This is a genomic window from Mycobacterium decipiens (assembly GCF_963853665.1).
Classification (GTDB): Bacteria; Actinomycetota; Actinomycetes; order Mycobacteriales; family Mycobacteriaceae; genus Mycobacterium; species Mycobacterium decipiens.
In genome coordinates, this window is the sequence record NZ_OY970459.1 from 3,055,907 (window position 1) to 3,069,120 (window position 13,214).

General features: G+C 65.2%; 13 protein-coding genes. 7 read left to right on the top strand and 6 right to left on the bottom strand.

Features of this window, described 5'->3' with window-relative positions; all coding sequences use genetic code 11:
* Positions 1-113: 113 nt before the first annotated feature.
* Positions 114-1,622: a pup deamidase/depupylase gene (gene dop / locus AADZ55_RS13350; protein WP_085326369.1), complete on the bottom strand. Its 1,509-nt coding sequence runs from the start codon at positions 1,620-1,622 to the stop codon at positions 114-116.
* Between the two features lie 293 nt (positions 1,623-1,915).
* Here dop and AADZ55_RS13355 point away from each other — a divergent pair, with 293 nt between their 5' ends.
* The 3 genes from AADZ55_RS13355 to AADZ55_RS13365 are packed head-to-tail and all read left to right on the top strand — an operon-like array spanning position 1,916 to position 5,040.
* Positions 1,916-3,181 carry a DUF2314 domain-containing protein gene (locus tag AADZ55_RS13355; RefSeq protein WP_085326367.1) on the top strand — a complete coding sequence of 422 codons (1,266 nt, stop codon included), beginning with the start codon at positions 1,916-1,918 and terminating at the stop codon, positions 3,179-3,181.
* A gap of 40 nt (positions 3,182-3,221) precedes the next feature.
* The gene (locus AADZ55_RS13360) at positions 3,222-4,406 is read left to right on the top strand and encodes a hypothetical protein (RefSeq protein ID WP_207569127.1); all 1,185 of its coding nucleotides are present in this window, start codon (positions 3,222-3,224) and stop codon (positions 4,404-4,406) included.
* 10 nt (positions 4,407-4,416) lie between these two features.
* Positions 4,417-5,040, top strand: a complete 624-nt coding sequence (locus AADZ55_RS13365; protein WP_085326427.1) for a hypothetical protein — start codon at positions 4,417-4,419, stop codon at positions 5,038-5,040.
* Between the two features lie 25 nt (positions 5,041-5,065).
* On the opposite strand, the gene arc is transcribed toward AADZ55_RS13365, so the two are convergent.
* The gene (arc, locus tag AADZ55_RS13370; RefSeq protein WP_085326426.1) at positions 5,066-6,895 is read right to left on the bottom strand and encodes a proteasome ATPase; all 1,830 of its coding nucleotides are present in this window, start codon (positions 6,893-6,895) and stop codon (positions 5,066-5,068) included.
* 305 nt (positions 6,896-7,200) lie between these two features.
* Between arc and AADZ55_RS13375 the strand changes: the two genes are divergently transcribed.
* Together AADZ55_RS13375 and AADZ55_RS13380 are read left to right on the top strand one after the other, a co-directional pair.
* Positions 7,201-7,821 carry a hypothetical protein gene (locus tag AADZ55_RS13375; protein WP_085326365.1) on the top strand — a complete coding sequence of 207 codons (621 nt, stop codon included), beginning with the start codon at positions 7,201-7,203 and terminating at the stop codon, positions 7,819-7,821.
* A gap of 8 nt (positions 7,822-7,829) precedes the next feature.
* Positions 7,830-8,123, top strand: a complete 294-nt coding sequence (locus AADZ55_RS13380; protein ID WP_085326363.1) for a DUF503 domain-containing protein — start codon at positions 7,830-7,832, stop codon at positions 8,121-8,123.
* A 122-nt stretch (positions 8,124-8,245) separates the two neighbouring features.
* Here AADZ55_RS13380 and AADZ55_RS13385 read toward each other — a convergent pair whose 3' ends face one another.
* Both AADZ55_RS13385 and trmI read right to left on the bottom strand, forming a co-directional pair.
* Entirely contained in the window at positions 8,246-8,527 is a 282-nt protein-coding gene (locus AADZ55_RS13385) for a hypothetical protein (protein WP_165759427.1), read from the bottom strand.
* Positions 8,527-9,369: a tRNA (adenine(58)-N(1))-methyltransferase TrmI gene (gene trmI / locus AADZ55_RS13390; RefSeq protein ID WP_085326361.1), complete on the bottom strand. Its 843-nt coding sequence runs from the start codon at positions 9,367-9,369 to the stop codon at positions 8,527-8,529. Before trmI ends, AADZ55_RS13385 begins: the two co-directional genes overlap by 1 nt.
* Positions 9,370-9,442: 73 nt before the next feature.
* Between trmI and AADZ55_RS13395 the strand changes: the two genes are divergently transcribed.
* Together AADZ55_RS13395 and AADZ55_RS13400 are read left to right on the top strand one after the other, a co-directional pair.
* On the top strand, positions 9,443-10,312 hold the full coding sequence (locus AADZ55_RS13395) for a RecB family exonuclease (RefSeq protein ID WP_085326359.1): 870 nt from the start codon (positions 9,443-9,445) through the stop codon (positions 10,310-10,312).
* Positions 10,309-11,085 carry a thioesterase family protein gene (locus AADZ55_RS13400; protein ID WP_085326425.1) on the top strand — a complete coding sequence of 259 codons (777 nt, stop codon included), beginning with the start codon at positions 10,309-10,311 and terminating at the stop codon, positions 11,083-11,085. Before AADZ55_RS13395 ends, AADZ55_RS13400 begins: the two co-directional genes overlap by 4 nt.
* A 221-nt stretch (positions 11,086-11,306) precedes the next feature.
* Here the strand turns inward: AADZ55_RS13400 and AADZ55_RS13405 are convergent, their stop codons facing one another.
* Both AADZ55_RS13405 and AADZ55_RS13410 read right to left on the bottom strand, forming a co-directional pair.
* A complete protein-coding gene (locus AADZ55_RS13405) occupies positions 11,307-12,695 on the bottom strand; it encodes an FAD-containing oxidoreductase (RefSeq protein ID WP_085326357.1) in 1,389 nt (462 codons plus the stop codon).
* A complete protein-coding gene (locus AADZ55_RS13410; protein WP_085326355.1) occupies positions 12,692-13,174 on the bottom strand; it encodes a glycine zipper 2TM domain-containing protein in 483 nt (160 codons plus the stop codon). Before AADZ55_RS13410 ends, AADZ55_RS13405 begins: the two co-directional genes overlap by 4 nt.
* Between the last annotated feature and the right edge of the window lie 40 nt (positions 13,175-13,214).

The window sequence follows — 13,214 nt, forward strand, 5'->3', positions numbered from 1 at the left end:
CTGCTTCGTCATGGCCTTTTGGAAAGGTCACGGGCGCGCGTCACGCGCCGCTGGTCCTCTCTACCCTACCGGTCAACCCCGACGTTTCCTGGCTTAACCAGGCTTAGCGAGGCTCAGCTGGTCAGTTGTTCCACCAGCTCCACAGCGCTGTCCACCGAATCCAGCAGTGCCCCGACGTGCGCCTTGCTGCCCCGCAGCGGCTCCAGCGTCGGGATGCGAACCAGCGAGTCGCCGCCCAGGTCAAAGATCACCGAATCCCAGCTCGCCGCGGCGATATCCGCCCCGAAGCGGCGCAGGCATTCGCCGCGGAAGTACGCGCGGGTGTCGGTCGGCGGGTTCTCCACCGCGCTGAGCACCTGGTGTTCGCTGACCAGGCGCTTCATCGAGCCGCGCGCGACCAGCCGGTTGTATAGGCCCTTGTCCAGCCGGACATCGGAATATTGCAGGTCAACAAGATGCAGCCGGGGCGCCGACCAGCTTAGGTTCTCCCGTTGCCGGAATCCTTCCAGCAGTCGCAGCTTGGCCGGCCAGTCCAGCAGCTCCGCGCAGTCCATCGGGTCACGCTCGAGCTGGTCGAGCACGTGCGCCCAGGTTTCCACGATGTCGGCCGCCCGGGGATCGGGGTCGCGGCTGTCCACCAACTTGGCCACCCGGTCGAGATAGATCCGTTGCAGCGCGAGGCCCGTCAATTCACGACCGTCGACCAGGGCAACGGTCGCCCGCAGCGAGGGATCGCGGGAGATCGCGTGGACCGCGTGCACCGGGCGGGCCAGTGCCAGGTCGGTCAGGTCTATCCCATGAGCCGGGCCTTCTTCGATCAGATCGAGCACCAGCGCGGTTGCACCCAGCTTCAGGTAGGTCGACGTTTCGGCAAGGTTGGCATCGCCGATGATGACGTGCAGCCGCCGGTACCTGTCGGCATCGGCGTGCGGTTCGTCGCGGGTATTGATGATGCCGCGCTTGAGTGTGGTCTCCAGTCCGACCTCGACCTCGATGTAGTCGGAGCGCTGGGACAGCTGGAAGCCGGGCTCATCACCGGAAGGCCCGATCCCGACCCGGCCCGACCCGGTCACCACCTGCCGCGAAACCAGAAATGGGGTCAATCCGGCGATGATGGCCGAGAACGGTGTCTGCCGCGACATCAGGTAATTCTCGTGCGACCCGTAGGAAGCGCCCTTGCCGTCGACGTTGTTCTTGTATAGCTGCAGTTTCGCGGCTCCGGGCACGCTGGCGACATGCCGAGCGGCCGCCTCCATCACCCGCTCGCCGGCCTTGTCCCAGATCACGGCGTCGAGCGGGTCGGTGCATTCGGGCGCGGAGTATTCCGGGTGCGCGTGGTCGACGTACAGCCGCGCCCCGTTGGTCAAGATCATGTTGGCGGCCCCGACCTCGTCGGCGTCGACCACCGGCGGCGGGCCGGCCGAGCGGCTCAGGTCGAAACCCCGGGCGTCCCGCAGCGGCGATTCCACCTCGTAGTCCCAGCGGGTGCGTTTGGCGCGCTGAATGCCGGCGGCGGCGGCGTAGGCCAACACCGCCTGCGTAGAGGTGAGGATCGGGTTAGCGGTCGGGTCCGACGGCGACGAAATGCCGTACTCGACCTCCGTCCCGATAATCCGTTGCATGGCCTAGAGCCTAGGCCGCCCGACGATGCGGCCCGCGCGGCGGGCCGCTGAGGAGGCGGGCGATCAAGCAGGGGCCGCCCGACCCCCAACATCGCAGCGGCCCGTGCGGCGGGCCGCTGAGGAGGCGGGCGATCAAGCTGCTGGCACTGACCGCCACAGGTTGGTAGCGTCGCTGGCGACCGGCGCACCGAGACCCTCGGAGAATCTACGTTGACGTTAAAAGCATTGCAGCCGTTGCTGTTTCCGATAATGTTGTCTAGTTCCTGCTCCGCGGCCACCCGGGGTGATCAGCGATGAGCCCAGACCCGTTTCAGGCTCCCACCGACCTAATTCCGGCCGGGCCTTTGCAAGACGATGGGATTGCTTGCACATTCGCGATCTACTACCTGCCCCTGCCGCTTGCCGACCCGTTCGCCGCGTTGGATGGACTTCTGGCGAACACATTCAACGGATTTCGCCAGGCGGATTCCCTCTGCGGCAACGAGACAGAGCCCACTGTGAGCGCGGGGATCACGGTCGATCCGCGTAACGAGTACCCTCCGCCAGATCCGGAATTTGTTGAACTCTTCAATCACGGAGTGAGCCCTCAACAAACGACCGCTCTGCAGGCCACCGAGGCCGCGTTGGTCCTCAACTTCAGCTGCCCGATTGAGCAGGCTTGGGATCGCCTTCGTGCCATGCAGCAGCTAACGGGTGATCTCGCGGCCGCCACCGGTGGCCTGATTTGGGATGCCGAAACTCGGGAGATGTTCACACCGGCCGCTTGGAAGGAACTTCGAGTCGATCGATGGACCGGACTCACCCCAGATATCAACGACCATACCATCATTCATGCCTACGAGATCGACGGCCAGATGCGGGTCATCACGCTGGGAATGGGGAAATTTGGGCTCCCCGACGTCGTCGTCAATCAGGTGCCGCGGTCGGTCTGCAGCAATGTCGGACACCTGGTGAATGTGTTCTGCCAGGCCATCGCTGATCGGCCCGTCGTTGAACGTCCGGGAGAATTCGACCTCGACTACCGGCTCTTTAGGCCCGATGCGACGGGGACCGCGCCGCTCACGGTGAAAGTGGGCACGCACCAGGACGGAGATCCGCTAAACCGGCTACTCGAAATTTCCTTTGACCGAGGACCGGGCCAGGATGTTCACGCCCGTCGGCACGCGATTCTCGCCGCCGCATTCGACTGCGACACTTCGATCGTTCCTACGACGCACAGCGACGCGTTGGAAGCCGCCAGCCGACACGCACGAGCAAAGCTGCCCGCGCTGCGCGCCTTGTTCAACGAAGGGCTACCACCCGGCGAGTTTGTGCAAGTCAAGGCTCCTTTCGATGGCCCGGACGGCACCCGGGAGTGGATGTGGGTAGACATAATCACGTGGAATGGCGACGAGATCACGGGGTCACTTGCTAACAGACCGTTCAACGTCCCCGGTCTGCACCCCGGGCAGCTGGTCGTCGTCTCGCAATCCAGGGTCTTTGACTACAAGCACAAGCGCGCTGACGGCACGATCGAAGGCAATGAGAGCGAAAAGCTAATCAGCAGCACGTTGAACTAGCACAACACCAACGGTTGGCCGCCGTTAGGGTTGAGCCGGCATGAACGTTTCCTTCCACCGCACGCTGGCACGCCGAGAATCGTCGAGCGCCGCGGCTGATAGCTGGTTCCTGGAACGCGGTCTGCCTTCAGTGCTGACCACGCGGGCCCGCTGGCGGCGGCTCTGGCCGCGATCGGCGCCCGTGCTCGCGGGGTACGCAACGCTGCACTGCTGGACCCTGCCGATCCTGCTGATCACCCATGGCGACGAAGTCGTCATCGATGGACAGCCCACACCGCGAGAGTGGCTGCTACTGGCGTTGATCGCCCTCGCTCCGGTATTCATCACGATGGTCGGCTGGTTGGTATCCCGGCTCTCGGATAGCCGGAAGCGTTCGGTTGCAGCGACCGTCGCGATCACCGTGGTGGCGATCGTCGTAATCGCGGAAACCTCGGTGTCCCACCTGCCAGACGCGGCCATCCTGGCGGTGGTGGTGCTGCTGGCGACCGGAAGCGGTGTCGGGTCGGTGGTCGGATGGTCGGTGCACATGACCCTGTCGCACCTCGCGACAATCGGCGCCCTGGCGGTTCGGGCTCTGCCGGTCGTCCTGCTGACCACATTGGTGTTCTTCAACGGCAACATCTGGCTTATGGCCTCGACGATCAGCGCCGGGCGGCTGGGCCTGGCGATCGTATTTCTGGTCAGTATCGCCAGCGTATTCGTGGTCTCGGCCACCCTAGAGCGGGTGCGACCGATCCTGCAGTCACCCACAGCACTACCCAACGATCGCGAAGAGCTCGCCGACACCCCGTTTGCCGCAATGGCGGATTCGCCGAGCAACCCCCAACTGACCAGGACCGAGCGCGTGAATGTGGTCTTCGTGCTCGCCGCCCACCAACTGGCCCAGATCATGGTAGTAGCGGTGCTGACCGCAACGATCTATGTGATCCTCGGCCTGATCGTGCTCAGCCCCGCACTCCTCCAGGAATGGACCCACAGCGGGTCCAGTAGCGCGACCATATTGGGGCTGACGGTTCCGGTGCCGGATTCGCTGATACATCTGTGCCTTTTCCTGGGCGCGTTGACGTTCATGTACATCAGCGCCCGAGCCGTTGGTGACGCCGAATACCGGGTGACGTTCGTCGACCCGCTGATCGACGAGCTGCACGTCACGCTTATCGCTCGCAACCGCTACCGCAGCAACGTCGCCATCCCCAATATTGACGCCAGTCATGTCAATGACTAGGTTCACCCTGGTGTCCGCCCCCGAACGGGTAACCGGCTTGTCCGGGCAGCGTTATGGCGAAGTGCTCCTGGTAACTCCCGGCGAAGCGGGCCCCCAAGCAACCGTCTACAACAGCTTCCCGCTCAACGACTGCCCCGCCGAGCTGTGGTCAGCGCTTGACCCGCAGGCCATCGCTGCCGAAAACGGTGCGGCCGCGGCCCTTCTCAACGGCCCGCGCTTCTGGCTGATGAACGGCATCGAAAAGGACCCGCAGGGCCCAGCGGTGACCAAGACTTTCGGCGGCATCGAAATGCTCCAACAAGCCACGGTCTTGCTGTCGTCGATGAACCCCGAGCCATACACCGTCAACCAGGTGAACCGCAACACCGTCTTCGTCTTTGACGCCGGGGAAGAGATCTACGAACTCCAAGACCCCAGCGGAAAGCGCTGGGTGATGCAGACCTGGAGCCAGATCGTGGATCCCGACCTCTCACGAGCCGACCTGCCCAAGCTGGCCGATCGGCTCAAACTGCCAGCGGGGTGGTCCTACCAGCCGCGCGTGCTCACCAGCGAGCTGCGCGTGGACACCACGACCCGCGCCGCCCACGTGCTGCACGACGACCTGACCAACAGCTACTCGCGCGGGGCCGACTAGCCGCCGTGTTGGGTGAGGCGACCCGCTACAGATACTGGCCGAGGTTGGACTCGGTATCGATGGCGCGCGAGGCGCTCGACGACTTGCCGGTGACCAGGGTGCGGATGTAGACGATCCGCTCGCCCTTCTTGCCCGAGATCCGCGCCCAGTCATCGGGGTTGGTGGTGTTGGGCAGGTCCTCGTTCTCGGCAAATTCGTCCACGATCGAGTCGAGCAGATGCTGAATGCGCAGCCCCGGTTGCCCGGTCTCCAGCACGGATTTGATGGCGTTCTTCTTGGCCCGGTCGACGACATTCTGGATCATCGCCCCGGAGTTGAAGTCCTTGAAGTACATGACTTCCTTGTCGCCGTTGGCGTAGGTGACCTCCAGGAACCGGTTGTCGTCGATCTCGGCGTACATCCGGTCGACAACCTTCTCGATCATCGCCTTGATGCAGGCCGAACGGTCGCCGTCGAACTCGGCTAGGTCGTCGGCATGCACCGGCAGGAACTCGGTCAGGTACTTCGAGTAGATATCCTGCGCTGCTTCGGCATCAGGCCGCTCGATCTTGATCTTCACGTCGAGACGCCCCGGCCGCAGGATGGCGGGATCGATCATGTCCTCACGGTTGGAGGCGCCGATCACGATGACGTTCTCGAGTCCCTCCACCCCGTCGATCTCACTGAGCAGCTGCGGCACCACCGTTGTCTCGACGTCCGAGGAAACGCCGGTACCGCGGGTGCGGAAGATCGAGTCCATCTCGTCGAAGAACACGATCACCGGAGTGCCTTCCGACGCCTTCTCCCGGGCCCGCTGGAAGATCAGCCGGATGTGTCGCTCGGTTTCCCCGACGAACTTGTTCAGCAGCTCGGGGCCCTTGATGTTGAGGAAGTACGACTTCGCCTCGTGAGCATCGTCGCCGCGGACCTCGGCCATCTTTTTGGCCAGCGAGTTGGCCACCGCCTTGGCGATCAACGTTTTACCGCAGCCGGGCGGGCCGTAGAGCAACACACCCTTGGGCGGGCGCAGCGAGTACTCCCGATACAACTCCTTGTGTAGGAACGGCAGCTCCACGGCGTCGCGGATCTGCTCGATCTGGCGGCTCAGACCGCCGATGTCGGCATAGCTGACATCCGGCACCTCTTCCAGCACCAGATCTTCGACCTCCGCCTTGGGGATGCGTTCGAAGGCATAACCGGCCTTGGTGTCGACCAGCAGCGAATCACCGGGGCGCAGCTTGCGCGGCCGGGTGTCGTCATTGAGAGCCTCGGGGACGCCATCCGGCAAGTCCTCGGCAACCAGTGGATCGGCCAGCCAAACGACGCGTTCCTCGTCGGCGTGGCCGACGACCAGAGCCCGATGACCGTCGCACAGGATCTCCCGCAAGGTGGATATCTCACCGACGGATTCGAAGGTGCCGGCCTCCACGACAGTCAGGGCTTCGTTGAGCCGGACCGTCTGCCCCTTCTTGAGGGATGCCGCGTCTATGTTCGGTGAGCACGTCAGGCGCATCTTGCGACCCGACGTGAACACATCGACCGTGTCATCGTCGTGTGTGGCCACCAGGACGCCGTAGCCACTGGGCGGCTGGCCCAGCCGGTCAACCTCCTCGCGCAGCGCCAGCAGTTGTTGACGGGCTTCTTTAAGAGTTTCCATTAATTTGGAATTGCGGGCAGCAAGTGAGTCGATTCGGGCTTCGAGTTGATGTACATCGCGGACAGTGCGCGTGGGCCCAGGTGATCCGACGGCGTTCTCAAGTTGCTCGCGCAGCACCGCAGCCTCACGCCGCAGCTGTTCTAGTTCGGCAGCATCGCCGCTGGACAGGGGGCTATCGCGGGGGATGCCGAATGCCTCAGAACGCTCTGACTCACCCATGTTGCGCTCCTTTCCCACGCCAGGAATGGCGCCGCGGATACTCCAACGCTACCGGCGATCGACGCTTCATGTGGGCAGTCGAATGCCGATGAAAAGTAACAACTTGTGTCGCTGGTAATCTCGGCCCCGAGTCGGACCGATTCGACAGGACCTCGAAAGGACCCTGAAAGGACCTCCGTGACCGCGAAATCCCTAGCCACAGGCGTAGTGGGCGACGCGGCGATCAGCGTAGCCGCCGCCGGTGTGACTTTCATTGCATCTTGGGTTCGCTGCCCCGCACTGCCAGTAGCCGAGCGTGTCGCCGGATGCGCCGAAACATCTGCGTAACCTTAGGCGCCGCAACCGTCGTGGCGACGCTGGGGCTGTCGGGGTGCTCGCATCAGGAGTCGAAGAAGAATTCGTCGCCGGCAACCCCGTCACTGCCGCCCGCCACGTCGAGTCCGCTAGCGGCGGCGCCGACCACTCCCCTGCCAACACCCGAGGCCCTAATCGATGTGCTGTCCCGACTCGCCGATCCGGGCGTGCCGGGCACCAACAAGGTGCACCTCATCGAAGGCGCAACCCCCGAAACTGCCGCTGCCCTGGATAGGTTCACCACCGCGTTGCGGGACGGCGGCTACCTGCCCATGACGTTCGCGGCGAACGACATCGCCTGGTCGAACAAGAAACCGTCCGGCGCGATGGCCATCGTCGTCGTCACCACAGCCCAACCGGACAACCGCGAGTTCACGTTTCCGATGGAATTCACGTCGTCCCGTGGGGGCTGGCAGCTGTCTCGGCAAACCACGGAAATGCTGCTGGCCATAAGCAACTCACGGAGTGCGACCCCGTCGGCTACCGGCCCGGCACCCGCACCAGAACCAAACCCCGCACCCATGCCGGAACCAAGTCCGGGTGACGGTCCGGCACCGTCTCCGACTCCCTGAGCCGGCGCATGTGGATCGGCTGGCTCGAAATCGATGTATTGCTGGGCGACGTGCGATCACTCAAGCAGAAGCGGTCGGTGATCCGGCCCCTGGTCGCCGAGCTGCAGCGCAAATTCAGCGTGTCGGCCGCCGAGACCGGTTCGCGTGATCTGTACCGACGGGCGGGCATCGGCGTGGCCGTGGTATCCGGCGACCGGAGCCACGCCGTCGATGTCCTCGACAACGCCGAACGGCTGGTGGCCGCGCATCCGGAGTTCGAGTTGCTGTCGGTGCGGCGCGGCCTGCACCGCAGTGACGACTAAGTGCCGGCCGCACGCAGCTAGAACCGGGACTTCGAGCCGGGATCTAGTTTCGCTGATAGCAGCGACTCGACAGGTCCCGGAGTACCGGGATGTCTTGGGCTGATGCGAGGTGCGCGATGGCATCAGTGGTGGTTGTCCCGAAGCGCTAGCGGCGGCGACGACGCAGTCGCAGGGCAATTGGCGATGGCACCAACGGCGCGCCCGGCACCGGGCAGCTCGGCACGATCTTGTACGGCAATGGCGGGGTGGGTGGGTCGGGTGGGGTTGGCCAGCCCGGCGGGACCAGCATTTCCGTTGGCGATGGCGGGTTCGGCGGGGCCGGTGGGATCGGCGGGAACGGTGGGCGCCTCGCCGGCAACCCGGGCGCGCCGGGTACACCCGGCCCGGACGGGTAACACGGGCACTACCCGTCGCGTCCCTCGCGCTTACGACCCAACGGCGCCGGAGCGATGGCTCCCTGCGCCAACCGGCGCGTTGCCACCAGGAACGCGGTATGCCCGCGCATCGAATGCTGGGGCCGAACGGCCAGCCCGACGACGTTCCAGCCACGCTGCAGCGTCTCCCACGAACGCGGCTCGGTCCAACACTGCTGAGCTCGGACCGCTTCCACAACCCGCGACAGCTGAGTAACCGTCGCCACATAGATCACCAACACACCGCCGGCGACAACCAGCCGCGATACACAGTCCAGCACCTCCCACGGCGCCAGCATGTCCAGCACAGCCCGGTCAACGCAGCCGTCGGGCAGCTCGGAGGCCGCGAGATCGCTGACGATCAGCCGCCAGTTGTCCGGCGGCTGGCCGTAGAAGTTGCTCACGTTCCGTCGGGCGTGCTCGGCATGGTCGGCGCGCTGTTCATAAGAGATCACCTGTCCGGCCGGCCCTACCGCCCGCAACAGCGACAAGGTCAGCGCACCGGATCCGGCTCCCGCCTCCAGCACCCGGGCGCCGGGATAAATGTCGCCCTCGTGCACGATCTGGGCGGCGTCCTTGGGGTAGATGACTTGTGGCCCGCGGGGCATCGACATGACGTAGTCGACCAGTAGCGGACGCAGCACGAGGAAAAGAGCGCCGTTGCTGGACTTGACCACACTGCCTTGCTGCAGCCCGATTACCGCGTCATGGGCAATCGCGCCGCGATGGGTGTGAAACTCGCTGCCGGGCGTGAGCGACATCGTGTAGTGGCGGCCCTTGGCATCGGTGAGCTGAACACGTTCGCCGACGGTGAACGGGCCGGTTGCTGACACGCCGTCTAGCGTGCCAGCCGACTCGCCGCAGCCGGTGCTCGGGGTTGTCGGCGACCCGCCCTAGGCTGCGGGCATGACCGACCAGCCGGAGCCACTCCCGCCACGGCCGGCGTTGTCACCGTCGCGGGCGGCCGACTTCAAGCAGTGCCCGCTGCTATACCGGTTCCGCGCGATCGACCGGCTGCCCGAGGCGCCGTCGGCGGCACAGCTACGCGGGTCCGTGGTGCACGCCGCGCTTGAGCGACTCTACGGCCTACCGGCGGCGTTGCGCGGCCCAGACACGGCGAAGTCGCTGGTGGAGCCCGCGTGGGACCAGATGGTCGCCGCGGAGCCCGAGCTGGCGGGCCAGCTGGACCCCGGACAGCGAACGCAACTGCTCGAGAATGCCCGCGCGTTGCTGTCCGGCTACTACCGGCTGGAAGATCCGACTCGGTTCGACCCGCACAGCTGCGAACAGCGCGTGGAGGTCGAACTGGCCGACGGCACGCTGCTGCGCGGAATTATCGACCGGATCGACGTCGCCGCCACCGGCGAGACGCGGGTGGTCGACTATAAGACCGGCAAGGCGCCCCCGGCCGCGCGAGCGCTGGCCGAGTTCAAGGCGATGTTCCAAATGAAGTTCTACGCGGTGGCGCTATTTCGGTCACGCGGCGTGCTGCCCACCAGGCTGCGGCTCATCTATCTGGCCGACGGCCAGCTGCTCGACTACTCCCCGGACCGCGACGAGCTGCTGCGTTTCGAGAAGACGTTGATGGCGATTTGGCGCGCGATCCAATCCGCAGCAGAAACAGGCGATTTCCGTCCCAGCCCGTCACGGTTGTGCGACTGGTGCCCGCACCAAGAGCATTGCCCGGCATTCGGCGGGACGCCGCCGCCGTATCCGGGGTGGCCGGATCACGGGCAACCCGAGACTGCGCGGCGCCCGACCGAGCCGGCGGCATGATCGGCTGCTACTACCGCCGCCGCTCCGGCGATGGTGACTATCAGTCGTTCGCCCCCACCGACTACACCCGAAGCAACTGGGACCCCGAAATTCAGCATGGCTCACCGCCGTTGGCGCTGCTGACAAAGCTGATCGAGGACCTGTCGGTGGGATCTGACCTGCGGATCGGCAGACTTAGCCTGGACATCCTCGGAGCGATTCCGGTGACCCCGGTGCGGGCCCGGGCCTGGGTACAGCGTCCGGGTTCGCGCGTCTGCATGATTGTCGCGGAGTTGCTTGCCGATCGTGTGGTCGCGCGGGTGACAGCGTGGCTCCTGGCAGTCAGCGACACCGCCGACATCGCAGCTGACCGGTACCCCCCATTAGTGGAGGGACCCACCGAACCACGTCCAGCCGTCTTCGCTGCTGCCCGCGGCTATTTCGACGCGCTCGACTGGCGCCCGCAACGCGTGGATGCGCAATCACCCAGCGTGTCCTGGTTTAGCCCGCTGGCGCATATCGTCGACACCGAACCGACGTCTGCGCTGCAGCGCCTTGCCGCCGTGGCGGATTGCGCCAACGGTGTGGGCGCGATCCTGGATCCCAACGAGTTCTTTTTCCTGAACACCGACACGGTGATCCATCTGCACCGACTGCCAACCGGCAGTGATTTCGCGCTGCGCGCACGCGCGTCGATCGGGCCCGACGGCGTGGGGGTAACTACCGCGGAGGTTTTCGACAAGGCGGGGTTTGTTGGGACCTCGGCCCAGACGATCCTGGTCCGGCGCAGGTGAGTTGCGCGTGCGACGGTGGCGACCCGCTACGCCCGGCTACGCCGCGCTTGCGATCGCACTAGTCCGACGGTGGCGACCCGCTACGCCCGGCTACGCCGCGCTTGCGATCGCACTAGTCCGACGGTGGCGACCCGCTACGCCCGGCTACGCCGCGCTTGCGATCGCACTAGTCCGACGGTGGCGACCCGCTACGCCCGGCTACGCCGCGCTTGCGATCGCCACTAGTCCAATGGCGACAGCTCTTGCAGCATCGTCGGAACGAGCTCGCTAACCGTGGGGTGGATATGCATCGTGCGCGACAGCGTGGTGTAAGGCGCTTTGGCTGACATGACGTCCAGGATGGCGTGAATGGCCTCATCACCGCCGACGCCAAGGATGGCCGCTCCCAGGATCTCGTTGGTGTCGGCGTCGACCACCACCTTCATAAAGCCTTGCGTCTCACCCTTTTCCACGGCTCGGCCGACCCTGGTCATCGGCCGCTTGCCGACCAGTGCCTTGCGACCCGATGCGCGAACCTGGTTGGCAGTCATTCCGGCGCGCCCCAGCGGCGGGTCGATGTAGAGGGCATAGGTGATGATCCGGTCGCTGACCCGACGCGGATCACCGTCGAGCAGGTTGGCGGCGACGATCTCGTAATCGTTATACGAAGTGTGGGTGAAAGCGCCCTTGCCATTGCAGTCCCCCATCGCCCAAATGTGGTCGACGTTCGTCTTACATTGATCGTCCACGACGATGTACCCACGGGCGTCGGTCTGCACACCGGCCGCCTCCAGGCTTAGGTCGTCGGTGTTGGGCCGCCGCCCCACCGCCAGCAGCAGGTGACTCCCCGGAATCGGGGTGGCGCCGGCACGGGTCCTCAACTCGAAACCCTTGTCGCGATTGGTGATCCGCATATCGTCGGCGCCAACGACGACATCAATCCCTTCGGCCTCCAATATCTCTCTGATGGTGGCCGAAACATCTTCGTCTTCACGGGATGCCAGCCGCGGGCCCCGCTCCACAACGGTCACCCGCGCCCCGAAGCGACGATACATCTGCGCGAACTCCAGCGCGATGTAGCCGCCACCGACGATGACGAGATGATCGGGCAGCATGTCGAGTTCGAGGATGGACACGTTGGTGAGGAAGTCGACCTCGGAGAGCCCCGGGATTTCCGGTATTACCGCTCGGCCACCGACGTTGAGAAAAACCCGGTCAGCCCGCAGGACGTTATCACCGACTTTTAGGGTGTGTGGATCCTCGAAACGGGCATGCCCGCGAAAGATTGTGCAGCCGTTCATACCGTCCAACCAGGCCTCGACACCCCTGCGGTCCTTGAGCATGATGTCGTCTTTGCGCGCCTTGACTTTCGCCATGTCCACGCTGATCGGTCCGGTCCCGACCCCGTATTCCGCGCCGCGGCGGGCCAATTGGGCGGCGTGCGCGCTTGCCACCAGCGTCTTGGTCGGGATACATCCGGTATTGACGCAGGTGCCGCCGACCAGTTTGCGCTCCACCATCGCGACCCGCTGCCCCGCCGCGGTAAGCCGGCCAGCCAGCGGCGGCCCGGCCTGGCCGGCACCAACAATGATTGCGTCGAAGGCTTGTGCCGCAGCGAAACCCCGCGTCACAGAGCCGCGGCCGCCGCGACGATGGCGAAGCCACCCAGGACCGCGATCGAATCCTCCAACAGCGCGATCGGCAGGTCCTGGCCGCCGCGGGCAGCCACCAGCGCGGTACGCGCCTTGTAACCGCCCATGGTGCCAAGCACAGCACCGATAACGCCGGCGCCGAGTCCGCCCCACCGGTACCCCCACGCGGTGCCGATCGCCGCGCCGGCGAACGCGCCCAGGATGATCCGCACGGCGAACACCGGCGCCGCGGTGCGCGGTGGCGTCTTGGGAAGCTTGTCGTTGACGAGTTCGGCGACCGCAAGAACGCTGAGAATCGCCACCGTCACGAAATTGCCCACCCAGGATGCCCAGGTTCCATGCAGGTTGATCCAGCTGAGAAAGGCGGCCCAGGAAACCACGGCGGGAGCCGTCAGGGAACGCAACCCGGCGACGACACCGATGAGCAAAGCCAGCAGTAGGACAAGGATATGCGTCACAGCGATCCCTCCTGAGACAGACGAACAGCCTGGCGACGAT

Excerpts from the sequence above, each read along its gene's own strand:
- arc (WP_085326426.1), bottom strand. The coding sequence starts at position 6,895 with ATGGGTGAGTCAGAGCGTTCTGAGGCATTCGGCATCCCCCGCGATAGC.
- AADZ55_RS13400 (WP_085326425.1), top strand. The coding sequence starts at position 10,309 with ATGATCGGCTGCTACTACCGCCGCCGCTCCGGCGATGGTGACTATCAG.
- AADZ55_RS13380 (WP_085326363.1), top strand. The coding sequence starts at position 7,830 with ATGTGGATCGGCTGGCTCGAAATCGATGTATTGCTGGGCGACGTGCGA.
- AADZ55_RS13360 (WP_207569127.1), top strand. The coding sequence starts at position 3,222 with ATGAACGTTTCCTTCCACCGCACGCTGGCACGCCGAGAATCGTCGAGC.
- AADZ55_RS13375 (WP_085326365.1), top strand. The coding sequence starts at position 7,201 with ATGCGCCGAAACATCTGCGTAACCTTAGGCGCCGCAACCGTCGTGGCG.
- dop (WP_085326369.1), bottom strand. The coding sequence starts at position 1,622 with ATGCAACGGATTATCGGGACGGAGGTCGAGTACGGCATTTCGTCGCCG.
- AADZ55_RS13395 (WP_085326359.1), top strand. The coding sequence starts at position 9,443 with ATGACCGACCAGCCGGAGCCACTCCCGCCACGGCCGGCGTTGTCACCG.
- AADZ55_RS13355 (WP_085326367.1), top strand. The coding sequence starts at position 1,916 with ATGAGCCCAGACCCGTTTCAGGCTCCCACCGACCTAATTCCGGCCGGG.